Origin of the sequence: Hydrogenophaga sp. OTU3427 (assembly GCF_038440225.1) — a bacterium.
Classification (GTDB): Bacteria; Pseudomonadota; Gammaproteobacteria; order Burkholderiales; family Burkholderiaceae_C; genus Hydrogenophaga.
In genome coordinates this window covers 47,192-61,967 of record NZ_JASATI010000015.1, presented here as the reverse complement: position 1 = coordinate 61,967, position 14,776 = coordinate 47,192, and the positions used below count along the sequence as shown (strand labels likewise).

The window sequence follows — 14,776 nt, the reverse complement described above, 5'->3', positions numbered from 1 at the left end:
CGGAAGGAGGATGGGCCGTCAAGCTCCCGAGCGTACCGCCATTGCCGGGCATTGCGAAGCTGCGCGGCGGGGATCGCTGGCGCGGCAGTCCTGGTGCAGGACCAGTTGGTGGTCGTCGGCGCCCGCGTCCGGGCAGGTGCCGGCGGCGGATCGGTGCAGCAGGTGGTTCTGCGCGCTCAGGTGGGCTTTCACCGCCCTGTAGTCCTGGGCGTTGCGCTGGTTGTTGTCCAGTTCGCGTGCCGTGAGCTCGATGCGGCACACCAGGTGATCGCCGTCGGTGGGCACACCCGCCAGCCGCAGCCGCCCCGACCAGCCCGCGTCGGCGTTGCTCGGGAACAGCAGACAGACATAGCGCTTGTGGTCGGGCAGGGCCGCCCCGGTGGCGGGGTCCACCGCATCGCCCAGCCGGCAGGTGCTGGGGGGTGAATCGGCCAGGCCAGCGAGGCCACTGATGTCCACGCCGGTGGGCCACGGCAACCCCGGCTCGGAGCGTGTGATGTGGCCGGTGAGGAGCAGGCCGCTGGCCATCTGGCAATGCGCCGCGAGTGCAGCGAGGTTGGTGACGGCGGCGTCGCACACCATCACGATCTCTCCCGTGCTGTCGTCCAGCACCACCGCCAGGCTGTTGTCGACCCGGAGCACGCTGCGGCCGGCGCCCAGCGAGACGGCGGGCAGCGGTATCTGCAGATGGCGGTCGTGTGGACGTTGCCAGGCGTGCGCGAGGTCGGGTGCGTGGGTCAGGCCTCCCGACCACGATGGATCGTCCCGCCACAGCACGGTGCGCAGACTGACGCGGTGGGACTGTTCCGTGCGGTCGTTCCAGTCCACGTCAACGGCCACGGTTTTCAGCGTCCTGGTGAGCGTCGTGTCGAGGCGCCAACTGCGGGTGTAGGTCGTGTTGCTGCTGTGGGTGTCGTTGCCCGCGCTGGCGTCGAACTGGGTGACGACGCGCAAGTTTTCCATTTGGGTCTGTGCCAGCCGTACGGCTTCGCTGCGCTGGCGGGCCAGGTCGGCGCTGCGCGACAGCTGCGGGTGCATGGCGGCGAGTGCCACCAGGCCGGTGGCGAGCAGCACACACGCGACCAGGACTTCGACGAGCGCGAATCCGGCAAGCGGATGGGGCGGTCGGGAAGAATGGGCGTTCGGGCGGCGGGAGCGGTTCATTCGAAGTCTTTCCAGGTGCCAGGAACTTTGGCCATCAGGCTGCCGGCATTGCGGGTCGCCTGGAGCACCTCGGTGCTGTAACTCAGGCGGGTCCCGCCGCCCAGCCGCAGGTCGGCGCAGGCCACCACGGCGCCGGTGAAGCGGGCGCTGTCGGCACGCAGTGCATCGGGGCCGGGGTGACCCAGGTAGAGGAGTCCGTGGATGTCCACCGGGCCGCCCAGGCGCACGGCCCCGGCGCTGACCAGCAGCACCGGGTCGCTGGGTGTGCCGAGTTGCAGCGGGCCGGCTGCACCGTCGTCGACGAGGCCGGTGGGCAAGTGGAAGGCGCGCCAGCCCCGGGCGTAGGCGGTGGCCAGGGGTTGTGTGCACGAGGACTGGGCGGCGCAGTCCAGGCTCAACACCGTGGGCGCCGCCGCGTAGGCCGCCAGGGGAGCCCCAAAGTAGGCGTGGAAAAGCAGCCCCTGGGTGCAAGTGGGGTCGGCGCCGGCCAAAGCGGACAGAGCGGGGTCGTGGGTGACCAGGGCGGTGTGGCCCGGGGTGCCGGGCAGGGAGCGCAGCGACACACCGGGGCCTGCGCTGGCGTTGCCGCCAGCGTGCAGCAGCAAGCCCTGCGATTCGCGGGCCGAACTGGCCAGGGCAACTTGGTCGATGAGCTGGCAATTGCCGCCGCAGGTCAGTGCCGACAGAGGCGCCGCGCGCAGCAGCGGGCGCAGCTTGACGGTGACGAAGGCGACGGCGGCGGCATCGGCCACATCGGCGTTGGCGGGCGTGCAGGCAGACGGTGGTGCCGCGCAGCCCTGGGACCGGATGCGCACCGAGCCGTTGGGGTCCTGCGGGTCGGGCGCCAACGAGACGGTGAAGCCGGCCTGCGGGGTGCCTGCGAGGGTGGCGTCGCCCGTGGCTGGGCAGGCGCAGTCCAGGCCCGAGGCGCCGATGCTGCAGCCCGGGCTGGCCACCGCCGCGGTGCTGCCGGGGACCACGTAACGTGTGCGAAACGATGGGGCGGGCGGCACGTCGATCTCGCAGGTGGCCGACCTGCCTTCGGGGTGGTTGAGCATGCCCGCGGCCCAGTCGAGACCGGCCTCCGCCGCCTCCTGTGCGATCGTGGCGCGCATCTGGTTGGTCGAGGCCTTTTGTTCAAAGACCAGCCCGCGGTCGAGATAGAGCACCATCAAGGTGGTGATGCAGAGCAGCACGATGGCCATGACCAGCGTGGCCGCGCCTGCGGCGGTGCGAGGTGGCGTGGGCCGGTGCGTGTTCATGCACGGCTGGGGCAACTGCCCGTCACCTGGTCGTTGCGCACCCGCACGGTGCTGTCCAGTGCCCGAACAACCTGGGCGTCCGCTCGGGACCGCGCTTCGACGCGGATCTCATAGCGGCGCTGTTCGATGTGTGGGCAAGTGGCCAGCTCGGTGCAGGCAGGGCGGCACAGGTGCCCCAGGGGCAAGGTGTCGGGCCGCGACTGGATGTCGAAGCGGGTGACCGTCATCACGTCCGGATCGGTCAGGTTTTGTGCGGTGCCGCCACCGATCTGCATCCGGATGCGGTCACCGATCAGCGAGAAGTTCACCTGGCTTGATGCGGCCGATGGGCTGTCGAAGCGGTAGCTGATGGTGTGAGCCGAGGAGGTCACGTCCGCGTTGGGGTTGTGAGTGCCTTGGTCCAGCGCCTGCACCGCCTGGCTCCAGTGGCCGGCTCGGCGCAGATCCCGTGCGATCAGGTCCACGGTGGCACGCAGGTCCTGGTGAAGGCGGACTTCCGACAACAGGCGCCGGCTGTTTTGCAGGCTTTGCAGAAACAGATGCAAGGCGCCGCCCAGCACCACCAGGCCGATGGCCAGGCCAATCAGCAACTCCACCAGTGTCAGACCATGCTGGCGCCTCATTCCTGCCCCCAGCAACGCCGAGCTCCGGCGCTGCCGGTCGCACCATAGTGGATGCCCTGCGCGTCCAGCGTCACGGACATGGAGCTGCACGCCGTGTCGCTGGCCTGCACGCCGACCGCGGTGGCCGTGGCGGTGTAGCTGTTGCGCGAAGCGCCATTCAAGGCGAGCGCATAGTGGCCGTCGAGGCTGGTGCTGCGAAGGCCCAGGTCCTGCAATTGAGCTGCATAGGTGAGGGTGTTGGCGCGCCAGCGTTCCTGTGCCTGCAACACCGCGCTGAGGGCGACCATGGCGTCCGATCGCCGTCCGCGCCGGACGTGTTCGGTGTAGTTGGGATAGGCGATCGCGGCCAGGATGCCGATGACCGCCACGACCACCATCGCCTCGACCAGGCTGAACCCCCGCTGCCGCCGGAGCCGGTGAATCGTGTCCATGCCGCGGTTCCTTTGCCCTGGAACACCGGTCAGCAGGCGGGCAGCCCCAGCACCGGCGGGGCCGGGCTGCAGCTGCGGGTTCGCCCCATGATGTTGGTGATCTGATGCACGGCCGCTTGTCCCGCGCTGAAGACCGTTGTCATGGCGGGGCTGACGGTGCCGCGCAAGGGATCGATGAGCAGCCCCGCGCCGGCGCTGGGGGTGCTCAGGCTGACGCCGTCCGATGGACGCAGCGCGACCGCCAGCAGCAGTTGGCTCGGGTCTGTGCAACGGGCGCCTTGCGCGTTGCATTGGCAGTTGTCGGCCGCGCCGGTGTAGAACACATAACAGGAGTGGGGACCGCCCGCGCCGAGCTTGAGACGGACCTTGCGGTTGAGCTGCACCGCCTGTTGGCGCGCCCACTGCAGGTGGTTCAGGTATTCGGTGGCGGCGCCATCAAGGCGGCGACGGGCCAGCAGGTCGGACAGGGAGGGCAGCGCCACGGCCGCCAGGATGCCCAGCACCGCCAGGGTCACCAGCATCTCGGCGAGTGTGAGTCCTGATTCGGCGTGGCGCCGCGGTGTTGCGAGCTCGTGCTGCATGTTCCGTCTCCCCTGGTGGGCATCAGCCTACAGCGGAATCGGGAACACGAAGCTGAACAATTATTTCCGGACTTCGTCGACCAGGTTCTTGAAATCGTCGATGTCTTCGAAGCTGCGGTAGACGCTGGCGAAGCGGATGTAGGCCACCTTGTCGAGCTTCTTGAGTTCGCGCATCACCATCTCGCCGATGCGGTGGGAGGCGATTTCGCGCTGCCCCAGGTTGAGCAGCTTTTCCTCGATACGCTCGATGGCGCCATCGACCTGCTCCATGCTCACCGGCCGCTTGCGCAAGGCGAGGGCCAGGCTGGCGCGCAGCTTGGCCGGTTCGAAATCGATGCGCCGTCCATCCTTCTTGACCACCGCCGGAAAACTCACCTCCGGCCGCTCGTAGGTGGTGAAACGCTTCTCGCAGGCGCCACACTGGCGGCGCCGGCGGATGAACACCCCTTCCTCGGCCACGCGCGTCTCGACCACCTGGGTCTCGGCATGGCCGCAGAAGGGGCATTTCATGGGGCATCCGGCGCCGGGCCGTCCCAAGCCGGATTCGCGCCCCCGTGGGGGGCAGCGAACCAGGCAGCGGTGGCGCGTGTGGGCCTCATTTGTAGACGGGGAAGCGTGCGGTCAGGGCGTTGACCTTGGCGCGCACCGCGTCGATGTTGGCCGCGTCACGCGGGTTGTCCAGAACGTCGGCGATCAGGTTGGCCGTGATGCGGGCTTCCTCGTCCTTGAAGCCGCGCGTGGTCATGGCGGGGGTGCCGATGCGCACGCCGCTCGTGACCATCGGCTTTTCCGGGTCGTTGGGGATCGCGTTCTTGTTGATGGTCATGTGGGCGCTGCCCAGCACGGCCTCTGCCTCCTTGCCGGTGATGCCCTTGGCGCGCAGGTCGACCAGCATGACGTGGCTCTCGGTGCGGCCGCTCACGATGCGCAGGCCGCGCTGGGTCAGCGTTTCGGCCACGATCTGGGCGTTCTTCGCCACTTGCTGCTGGTAGGTCTTGAACTCGGGCTGCAGCGCTTCCTTGAAGGCCACCGCCTTGGCTGCGATCACGTGCATCAGCGGGCCGCCCTGCAGGCCGGGGAAGATGGCGCTGTTGATCGCCTTTTCGTGCTGGGCCTTCATCAGGATGATGCCGCCGCGCGGGCCGCGCAGGCTCTTGTGCGTGGTGGACGTGACCACGTCGGCGTGCGGCACTGGGTTCGGGTAGACGCCGGCGGCGATCAGACCAGCGTAATGTGCCATGTCGACCATGAAGATGGCGCCGATTTCCTTGGCGATGTTGGCGAAACGCTCGAAATCGATGCGCAGGCTGTAGGCCGAGGCACCGGCCACGATCAGCTTGGGCTTGTGCTCCCGCGCCTTGGCTTCCATGGCGTCGTAGTCGATGGCCTCGTTCTTGTCCAAGCCGTAGCTGACCACGTTGAACCACTTGCCCGACATGTTCAGCGGCATGCCGTGGGTCAGGTGGCCGCCTTCGGCCAGGCTCATGCCCATGATGGTGTCGCCGGGCTTCAGGAAGGCCAGGAAGACGGCTTCATTGGCCGATGCGCCGCAGTGTGCCTGCACGTTGGCGGCGTCGGCGCCGAACAGCTGCTTCACGCGGTCGATGGCCAATTGCTCGGCGATGTCCACGTACTCACAGCCACCGTAGTAGCGCTTGCCGGGGTAGCCTTCGGCGTATTTGTTGGTCAGCTGGGTGCCTTGCGCGGCCATCACGGCGGGCGAGGCGTAGTTCTCGCTGGCGATCAGCTCGATGTGGTGTTCCTGGCGGGCGTTTTCGGCCTGGATGGCGGCAAACAGCTCCGGGTCGGTTTGTTCGATGAGGATACGGCGGTCGTACATGGTGGCAGTCCTGGATGAGGTGTTTCCCTGTGCGGTGTGCTGACACAGACAGGGACTGCCCAGGCGAACGGCTGATCGCCGCGCCAGCCAGACGGCTTGCGGGCGGTGCGCTCCCCAGTGGTATCCCACGTCAGCGCAGCGGCATGGAGTTCATGACCGCCGGCCTATCGCCAGTTGCGCACGGGCGCGAGTTTATCAGGCTCCGGCCCACGGGCCGGCCGCGCTCAGGATTTGCTGGGCGTGTTGCCCGGCGCCTTGGCCTCTGCCTCGATGGCAGCGGGCTCTGCCGGTGTGGCTTGCGGGTGCGCCGGCGCGACGCGGGCCGGCGCGGGCCGGCCGGTGACCACGCTCTGAATGCGCTGGTGTTCGGTCAGCACCTTGTCGACATAGTCGCTGCTGTCGTTTTCCACGGCGCCCACGTAGAGCCGCAGGCCGCCTTCGATGGAGCCGCTGCGGCGCACGTATTCGCTGAGCACCTGGGCGCCCACGCGCAGGTTGGTCACCGGATCGAAGGCCGCCAGCTTGCCGCCAAAGCCCTCGTACTTGTCGGTGTGCACGCGGGTCATCACCTGCATCAGGCCCTGGGCGCCGACGGCGCTCTGGGCAAACGGGTTGAAGCTGGATTCGATCGCCATGACGGCGAGCAGCAGGCTGGGGTCGAGCTTGATCTTCTTGCCGATGTCAAAGGCCTCGGCCACCAGCGCGCTCAGGGGCTCGGGCGCCACGCGGTACTTGCGGCTCAGCCACATGGCCAACTTGGCCTGGTCGGCCGGCAGTTCGCTGGGGAGGGCTGCGGTGGCGCGTTCCACGGCGTTGGGATCGGCGGTCAGGGCCACCACCGCGCCGCCGCTCTGGCGCTGCAGCAGCCAGCCCAGCAGTTTTTCCTCGGCGGCACCCCGCAGGTCGGCGCGAAAGCTCAGGGTCATCAGGCCCACGGCCAGCACCATGCCCAGCAGCGCCAGCCCGTTGTGGGTGATGTCAAAGAAGCCTCGGGCCACATCGTCTGCAAAGGTCTGCAGGCTGTGCTTGGCGGCCTGGGGCCAGGATTTTTGCGCTGTCATAGCACGCTCCTTATCGATGGCAACCCGGCGCACATGGCGTGCAACGGGAAGCCCTTGATGGGGGGGTCGCCATCGACGCGCAGGATGAACAGGCCAGTCCTGGGTCGACTTAGCCGGGTTCGGCAGCGGTCACGGGTTTACCCTAGTTTGGGCAAGTTGGGCGAATCTTAGTGGGGCTTTAATGTTAAGTCAAGCATGATGAGTTGGTATTTAATATGAATTTATGCATGATAGAGGCGATTTTTTGCCGGTGGTATGGGCCTCAGATGCCCGATTGAAAAATGAAATCAGCCAAGTGCGGCCACTGGCGCTAAGCTCGGGGCGTCTGTGTCACAGCAGACACCCACCCGCATCGCAGTCTGGCTGCGTTGCCGGTGTTCTTCAGGGGCAATCTCTTGCCCCATGGCCGGTGCGACATCCAACTCCTCCGGTCAAGACCTTGACGGCATGAGCCTATGGCCCGCCGTCAACCCCGGTGGCCCAAACCACCGGGGTTTCTGTTTTCTGGGGGCCGTTCTTCCGGGGCTCGCCCGGCGCAATGTCCCGGGAGCACCGGCGGTGCACAATCCTATGTATGAAATGGGAGTTGCTGTTGCCGCGTCTGCGGCCCTTGTGGATCGCCTTGCTGTTGCTGCTGGCGGGGTGGGCGTTGGCCTGGTGGGGCGTGCCGGTCTGGCTCAAGGGCTTTGTGCAAGAACAGGGCCGTGCCGCGCTGGGGCGCGAGGTGCAGGTCGACGCCGTGTCCTTCCGGCCGTGGTCGCTTGAACTGGAACTGAAGGGCTTGCGGGTGGCCGGGGCGACGCCAGAGGCCCCCGCCTTGCTGGAGGTGGGCCGGCTGTATGCCGACGCCGAGCTGCAATCCCTCTTCCGGCTGGCGCCGGTGGTGGATGCGGTGCAGGTCGAGCGGCCCATCCTGCGGCTGCGGCACCTGGGTGACGGGCGTTACGACATCGACGACCTGCTGGCCCGCTGGGCCCGGCGTCCCCGCGACGGCGACACCGCCACCTTTGGTTTGTTCAACCTGGCGCTGACCGGTGGCGAACTGCAACTGGACGACGCGCCCGCCGGCACGGTGCACCTCCTGCGCGAGTTGTCGGTGGCGGTGCCCTTCCTGAGCAACCTGCCCACGCAGCGCAACGTGCGCACCGAGCCTCGGGTGGCGTTCGAACTCAATGGCAGCCGCTTCGACAGCCAGCTGTCGACCCTGCCGTTTGCCGACACCCTGGCCACCCGTGCGCACCTGAACCTGCCCGACCTGGACCTGGCTCCCTACCTGCCGTATTGGCCCAAAGCCATGCCTTGGCGGCCAACGCAAGCCAGGGTGCAGGCCGACCTGACGCTGGCCTTCGAACAGCATCAGACCCCCGTTGTGCAATTGGCCGGCCGCCTGGCCTTGCGCGACCTGGCGGTGGTGCAGGCGGGCGAGGGCGCCAGTGCGGGCCAGCCGCTGCTGTCCTGGGACGCCTTGTCCCTGGTGCTGGCCGACAGCCGCCCGCTGACCCGGCACCTGCATGTCGAGCAAATGACGCTGGCGGCCCCCCGCCTGCACCTGTCGCGTGGGGCGCGAGGGCAACTCAACCTGTCCGAGCTGTTGCCTGCCGCCAGCGGTGCGGGTGAGCCGGCGCCGGATCCGGCCGCGCCAGCCTGGGACGTCAAGCTGGACCGGTTCGAACTGACGGACGGCACCCTGCATTGGCGCGACGCCGCCGTGTCGCCGGCCTGGGACACCACCGTCGAAGCGCTCACCCTGTCGACCGGCGCCTTGGCGTGGCCGGCCACCGCGACGACGCCGGTGCAAGCCAGCGCCCGCTGGTTGGAGGCATCGCTGGTGGCCAAGGGCGAGGTCAGCCCGACCCAGGCCGATCTGGCGCTGAACTGGCGCGATCTGGCCTTGCGTGGGGTGGCGCCTTATGTGGCCCAGGTGCTGACGCAACCGCTGACCGGCCGCAGCGCGGGCGATCTGAGGCTGCGCTGGCAGGCCGCTGTCCAGGCGCCCACTCCCACCCGGCCGGTGTTGCAGCTTCAGCTGCAGGATCTGTCGCTGCACGACCTGGCACTGGGGCCGGCCGCGCGGCCGGCGCTGGCGCTGCGCGAACTGCGCCTGCAGAACGGCAGCATCGATCTGGACACCGGCAGCGCCGACCTGGGGCAGCTCAGCCTGTCGCGGCCGGTGCTCAACCTGGCGCGCGATGCCACCGGGCGCTGGATGTGGTCCGATTGGTTGCGTCCGGCAAGCGGTACCCAGGCCGCCAGCGAAGCGGCGCCCGCCAGCCCGTCCGACAAGCCCTGGCGCCTGGCCTGGCAAGGGCTGCGCCTGAACGAAGGCAGCGGGCGGCTGGACGATGCCGCAACGCCCACACCGGTGGCCTTGCGCTGGAGCGCGTTGCAGTTGCAGCTCGGGGCCTGGCGCAGCGATGCGGCGGCGGACACGCCGGTGGCGGTGGCGGCGCGGCTGGTCGCGGACGGGCAGGGCGCGGTTCCCGGCAGCCTGTCCCTGGACGGCCGGCTGGGCCTGCGCCCAGCCACCGCAGCGTCCGCCCTGGGGGGCAGGCTGACGGCACGCCTGAAGATCAGCCGCCTGCCTGCCCACAGCCTGGCGCCCTACCTGGCCGACCGTTTGAACCTGGTGCTGCGGCAGGCCGACACCAGCTGGACCGGCGACCTGACGCTCAGTCAGGACGCGGCCGGCCTGGGCGTGACGGCGGCGGGCGACCTCACGGTGGACGACCTGCGGGCCGTGGACGCCGACGACGGCTCCCCGCTGCTCGACTGGAAAACCCTCAACCTGCGTGGCCTGCAGTTCGCCATGGCCCCCGGCCAGGCACTGAAGCTCAACGTCGCCGAAACAGTGCTCAGCGACTACTTCGCCCGCATCGACATCGACCCGACCGGGCGCGTCAACCTGCAGGACCTGCTGCGCGCGCCGCCAGCGGGCGCGACGGCGGCATCCCCCGCGCCCGCCACCGCCGAGCCGCCTGCGCAGCTGAGCTTCGGCCCCATTGCCCTGGTCAACGGCAACATCGCCTTTTCCGACCGCTTCGTGCGGCCCAACTACAGCGCCCGGCTCAGCCAGGTCACGGGCGGCCTGGGCGCGTTCAGCAACCAGAACGGCGCGGGCGCGGCGCCGGCCAAGGTGAATCTGCGTGGGCGGGTCGAAGGCACGGGCTCGCTGGACATCGAAGGCCAGCTCAATCCGCTGGTCACGCCGCCGGTGCTGGACATCGTGGGCAAGGTGCGCGAGCTGGAACTGCCGCCACTGTCGACCTATTCGCTGAAGTACACCGGTCATGGCATCGAACGTGGCCAGCTCAGCGTGGACGTGCACTACCAGGTGGGCGCCGACGGGCAGCTCAACGCCAGCAACCAGCTCACGCTCAACCGCCTGGTGTTTGGCGAGCGTGCGCCGGGCAGCGAGGCACCCAACCTGCCGGTCAAGCTGGCCGTGGCGCTGCTGGCCGACCGCCAGGGCGTGATCGACATCAACCTGCCCATCAGCGGATCGCTCAACGACCCCGAGTTTCGCATCGGCCCCATCATCGGCCGCCTGATCCTGGGCCTGATCGGCAAGGCGGTGACGGCCCCCTTCGCCTTGCTGGGCCACCTGCTGGGCGGCCCCGAGGCGCAGACCGGCCGCATCGATTTTGTGCCAGGCACCGATCGCATCGCCGACGGAGCTGCCACGGCCTTGTCGGCCATCGTCAAGGCCTTGAACGACCGGCCCGCCCTGCAACTCACCGTGGTCGGGCACAGCGATGTGTCGGGCGAGCGCCAGGCCTTCCAGCGCGAGCGCCTGCAGGAAGCGGTGCGGGCCGAGAAGCGCCGCCAGGGCCTGCGCGCCGGGCAGGGCACCGAGACCGCGGTCTCGCCCGAGGAATACCCCACGCTGCTGCGCGAGGTCTACCGCCGCACCGACATGCCCAAGCCGCGCAACGCCATCGGTCTGCTGAAGGATGTGAGCGTGCCCGAGATGGAGGCCCTGTGGCTGACCCATGCGCCAGCGTCCGATGAGGCCCTGCGCGAGCTGGCCACCCGCCGCGCCGTGGCCGTCAAGGAGCGCCTGGTGGCCGACGGGCTGGCCGGCGCCCGCGTGTTTGTCGAGGTCGCGAAAGAGGGCGCGGGTGCCACGGGTCCGCGCGCCGATCTGCAGCTTTCCCTGCCCTGAGCAACCCACTGGCGGAAAGAGTCTCCGACTGCGGCGACAATACGCGTTTGCCCAACCAGACACGCCTTGTGGCCATTGCGACCGTGAACTCCGCTCAAACGAACTCCTCTACCGCCAAAACTGCAGACACCCAAGCGCTGGACGCGCTGACCGGCGGGGTGTTCTCGGCCGCCACCTCCGGCGACCGCGCTGCGCGGGTACGCGAGTGGCTGGCCACCGATCCCTCGTCCGAGCGCATGGCCGAGGTGTTCAAGGAACTGTCGCACCGCGACAAGGGGGCGGCCAAGCCGCTGCGCGAGAAACTCGAAGAGCTGCGCCGCGCCAAGGCCCAGGAAACCATGGCCGTGGAGTGGGCCGACAAGGCCAACGCCCTGCTGGCCCTGCCGCGCCTGAACATGGCCGATGCCCTGGCCTGGCAGCGTGACGCCGCCAAGGCCGGCGCGCCGCTGTCGCGCGAGCCGCTGGCCGGCCTCAAGACCGCCCTGGCCGAACGTGTCAAGGCCATCGAAGACCTGCAGCACCGGGTGCAGGTGGAGCGCGAGGCCGCCGTGCTGCTGGCCCAGCGCATCGAGGTGCTGTCGACCAAGTCCTGGCGCGATGCCCAGGGCAGCGCAGAGGTGCTGGGGGCCGACGTGGCCAACTGGCAGGCCCAGGCCCAGGGCCTGAGCGTCGACGCCCACTGGGCCAGCATGGACCCGAAGTTCTCGCCCATGCTGGACGCCGCCCGCCAGCAGCTCACGCTGGTGTGGGAGGCCTTCCAGGCCGCCCTGGCCCAGGCCGTGGCTGCGGCCAACGACGCGCAGGCACCCCTCCCGGCCGTGCCGGTCTGGGCCGACGAACTGCGCGCGGGCCGTGGCGAATCCGCGCCGCAGGAGCGTGCCCCCGCCGCACCGGTCGACAACGCCGCCGCCCAGGCCCGCAAGACCGAAGCCGCTGAGGCCGTGGGTGCCGCGCTCAAGGTGCTGGTCAAGGAACTCGCCGAAGGCCATGGCAAGGCCACGCCCAAGGCCGCCGCCGACGTGCGCACCGCGCTCAAGCAGCACGGCCGCCACGTGGGCCCCGAGCTGGAGGCGCAGGTGCATGCCGCCCTCACGCAAGCCGGTGAACTGGAAGGCTGGCAGCGCTGGCGCGCCGACCAGCTGCGCGAAGAGCTGCTGGCCAAGGCCGAGGCGCTGACCGCCGCGCCCGAAGGCCAGCGCCTGGGTGGTCGCAAGATGCAGGAAACCCTGCGCCAGCTGCGCGAGCAGTGGAAGGCCACCGACCAGGGCGGCGTGCCCAACCACGGCCTGTGGAAAAAATTCGACGAGGCTTGCACCCGCGCCCACAAGCTCGTGGAAGCCTGGCTCGACAAACTCCGCGAGCAGGCCGAACAGCACAAGGCCCAGCGCCAGGCGCTGCTGGCCGAGGTCCGGGCCTGGACCGCAGCCCATGCCGAGAGCAGCGACTGGAAAAGCCAGATCCGCGAACTGCACCAGCTGGCCGAGCGCTGGCGCGAGGCCGGCCACCTGAGCGAGAAGCAGTTCGCCGAGTTGCAGCCGCAGTGGAAGGACGCCATGCACCAGGCCCATGCGCGCCTGGAAGCCGCGCAGGCGCAGAGCCTGGCGCGCCGCCGCGCCATGATCGAGGAGGCCACCGCCCTGGGCGCCGCGCCCTCGCTGCGCATCGACGCCGTCAAGGCGCTGCAGCAGCGCTGGCAGGCCGAGGCGCAGACCGTGCCGCTGGACCGCAAGCAGGAACAGAAACTGTGGGAGGCCTTCCGCCAGCCCATCGACGAGGCCTTCAACCGCAAGGGCGCCGACCGCGACAAGGCCGCCCAGGCCGTGAGCGAACACGACCGCTGCGTGCTGGACGCCGCCAAGGCCCTGGACGCCGCCAACCAGAGTGGCGACGCGCAGCAGATCCGCGCCGCCGTGGCTGCCCTGGAAAGCGCCCTGCGCGGCCAGGCCCAGGCGGCGGCCGCCCCGGTGGCGGCCCCTGCCGTGCCCGAATCCGCACCGGCCGCCGCCGACAGCAGCGAATCCGCACCGGTCGCCGAGGGTGACGCCACCTTCGATGCCACCGCCGAGGAGGCGGTTGCCGAGGTGCCCGCGCCCGCGCCCGCACCGGCGGCTCCGCCCAGGAAGGTGGTGGCCGTGCGCGGCGACGACCGCCCTGGCATGAAGAAAGCCGAACCCGCCGGCAACGACCGTGGCCGCCCTGGCGATCGCGACCGCAAGCCTGGTGGTCGCCCGGGCAGCGACCGCCGCGACGACCGTGGCCCGCGTGGCGACGGCCGGGGCGATTTCCGCATGGGTGAACGTCCGGTGCGCGAAGACCGGGGCCCGCGCCTGGGCGATGCCGCCTTCCGCGCCCAGCGCGAGGCGCTGGAGCGCGCCGACATGGCCTTGCGCAAGCTGGCGGCACAAGCCCATGGCGAGGTGTTGACCCGCGTGATGGCCGCCTGGGAGAAGCGCGACGCCGAGGCCTTGCCCAGCACCCAGGAACTGGGAGGCCGCGTGGGCGCGCCGGTGCGTGGTGCCTGGGTGCAGGCGCTGCAATCGGGCGGCGCCAAGGAAGATCAGGCCGCCACCGCGCTGCTGCGCCTGGAGATTGCCGCCGACGTGCCGACGCCGGCGGAACAACTGAGCGCACGCCGCATGTACCAGCTGCAGCTGCTGACCAAGCGCAACGAGGCCGCGCCCGCCCAGACCTGGGGTCAGGACACGGCGCAGGTGCTGGCCAGCGGCTTCGATGCCACCGCCGCCCGACGGCTGCAGAACGCCCTCAAGGCCTTGCTCAAGAAAGCTTGACGGAAGGCGGCCTGAAAAAGCCGTCGAACAGCCGCAGCAGCTCGGGAAATTCCTGCCCGAAGCGCTCGCGGCTGACCCAGTAGGCCTCGCAGGCGACGGCGAAGAACTCGGCGGGCGAGTGAGCGCCGTAACTGTCCAGCCAGGGTGGCGCTTCGCCGAAGCGCTGCGCCATCGCCACCTTTTCCCTGAAGGCCGCGTACTCGTGGCCCAGCACGGTGCGCCAGTGCCGTCGTGCCTCGGCGCCGCTGCGCAGGCCCAGGAAACCCGCAGGCAGCACCGGGCAGCCGTTGGCGGGCTGGCCTGGCGCCTTGCCGCGCATGTCGAACTTGTGGGCGAACTCGTGGATGACGAGGTTGTGGCCGCTGTGGGCGGTCTCGCCGGCCTGCGCCACGTGGTGCCAACTCAGCATCACCGGGCCGCGTTCCATGGCTTCGCCCAGCAGGGTTTCGCGGTAGCGGTGCACCACGCCCGCGCCGTCGGTCACCTCGCGCTGTGCCACGGCTTCGGCCGGGTGCACCACGATGCCCACGAAGTCGTCGTACCAGCCCAGCGCGTCGTCGCGCCAGCGGCCTTGACCGGGCAGGTGGATCAGCGGCAGGCAGGCTTGGGCGGCGATCGCCAGCACCATTTCGTCGGTGATCTTCAGTCCATGCGCGCCATGGAATTCCTTGCCCGCCAGAAACTGTGCGCAGAGCTGGCGCAGGCGCTGCTGCGCGGGCAGGGGCAGGGCGGCCAGAAAGGGATAACGCACCAGGGTGTGCAGCCACAGGCCGTCGGGGATGCTCTCGGCTCGCCGAGGCACGAAGGGCAGGTGATGCCGGACGCGCCGCCACAGGCGCGTGAACGTGGAGGTCATGGCCTCA

11 protein-coding genes and 1 riboswitch are annotated in these 14,776 nt (G+C 69.6%); of the genes, 2 read left to right on the top strand and 9 right to left on the bottom strand.

The window, feature by feature from the left end; translation table 11 throughout:
• Positions 1-18: 18 nt before the first annotated feature.
• The 8 genes from AAHB17_RS11075 to AAHB17_RS11040 all read right to left on the bottom strand — a co-directional run bounded on the left by AAHB17_RS11075 (position 19) and on the right by AAHB17_RS11040 (position 6,962).
• Complete coding sequence (locus tag AAHB17_RS11075; protein ID WP_342130633.1) at positions 19-1,164, bottom strand: type IV pilus modification PilV family protein; 1,146 nt, start codon at positions 1,162-1,164, stop codon at positions 19-21.
• Positions 1,161-2,426, bottom strand: a complete 1,266-nt coding sequence (locus tag AAHB17_RS11070; protein ID WP_342130632.1) for a pilus assembly PilX family protein — start codon at positions 2,424-2,426, stop codon at positions 1,161-1,163. The genes AAHB17_RS11075 and AAHB17_RS11070 overlap by 4 nt, the downstream gene beginning before the upstream one ends.
• Entirely contained in the window at positions 2,423-3,049 is a 627-nt protein-coding gene (locus AAHB17_RS11065; RefSeq protein ID WP_342130631.1) for a PilW family protein, read from the bottom strand. Before AAHB17_RS11065 ends, AAHB17_RS11070 begins: the two co-directional genes overlap by 4 nt.
• On the bottom strand, positions 3,046-3,480 hold the full coding sequence (locus tag AAHB17_RS11060) for a type IV pilin protein (protein ID WP_342130630.1): 435 nt from the start codon (positions 3,478-3,480) through the stop codon (positions 3,046-3,048). Before AAHB17_RS11060 ends, AAHB17_RS11065 begins: the two co-directional genes overlap by 4 nt.
• Positions 3,481-3,509: 29 nt before the next feature.
• Positions 3,510-4,061 (bottom strand): GspH/FimT family pseudopilin, encoded by a 552-nt coding sequence (locus AAHB17_RS11055; RefSeq protein ID WP_342130629.1) that lies wholly within the window; start codon positions 4,059-4,061, stop codon positions 3,510-3,512.
• Positions 4,062-4,121: 60 nt separating this feature from the next.
• Positions 4,122-4,571: a transcriptional regulator NrdR gene (gene nrdR / locus AAHB17_RS11050; RefSeq protein ID WP_342130628.1), complete on the bottom strand. Its 450-nt coding sequence runs from the start codon at positions 4,569-4,571 to the stop codon at positions 4,122-4,124.
• Positions 4,572-4,656: 85 nt separating this feature from the next.
• Positions 4,657-5,901 (bottom strand): serine hydroxymethyltransferase, encoded by a 1,245-nt coding sequence (glyA, locus tag AAHB17_RS11045; protein ID WP_342130627.1) that lies wholly within the window; start codon positions 5,899-5,901, stop codon positions 4,657-4,659.
• A gap of 50 nt (positions 5,902-5,951) precedes the next feature.
• Positions 5,952-6,089, bottom strand: a riboswitch (ZMP/ZTP riboswitch).
• 36 nt (positions 6,090-6,125) lie between these two features.
• Positions 6,126-6,962, bottom strand: coding sequence for a lytic transglycosylase domain-containing protein (locus AAHB17_RS11040; protein WP_342130626.1), 837 nt, complete (start codon positions 6,960-6,962; stop codon positions 6,126-6,128).
• 574 nt (positions 6,963-7,536) lie between these two features.
• Here AAHB17_RS11040 and AAHB17_RS11035 point away from each other — a divergent pair.
• Together AAHB17_RS11035 and AAHB17_RS11030 are read left to right on the top strand one after the other, a co-directional pair.
• Positions 7,537-11,124 (top strand): DUF748 domain-containing protein, encoded by a 3,588-nt coding sequence (locus AAHB17_RS11035; protein ID WP_342130625.1) that lies wholly within the window; start codon positions 7,537-7,539, stop codon positions 11,122-11,124.
• 83 nt (positions 11,125-11,207) lie between these two features.
• A complete protein-coding gene (locus AAHB17_RS11030) occupies positions 11,208-13,913 on the top strand; it encodes a DUF349 domain-containing protein (RefSeq protein ID WP_342130624.1) in 2,706 nt (901 codons plus the stop codon).
• On the opposite strand, the gene AAHB17_RS11025 is transcribed toward AAHB17_RS11030, so the two are convergent.
• On the bottom strand, positions 13,900-14,769 hold the full coding sequence (locus AAHB17_RS11025; protein ID WP_342130623.1) for a M90 family metallopeptidase: 870 nt from the start codon (positions 14,767-14,769) through the stop codon (positions 13,900-13,902). The two genes, AAHB17_RS11030 and AAHB17_RS11025, sit on opposite strands and share 14 nt — an antisense overlap.
• Positions 14,770-14,776 lie beyond the last annotated feature (7 nt).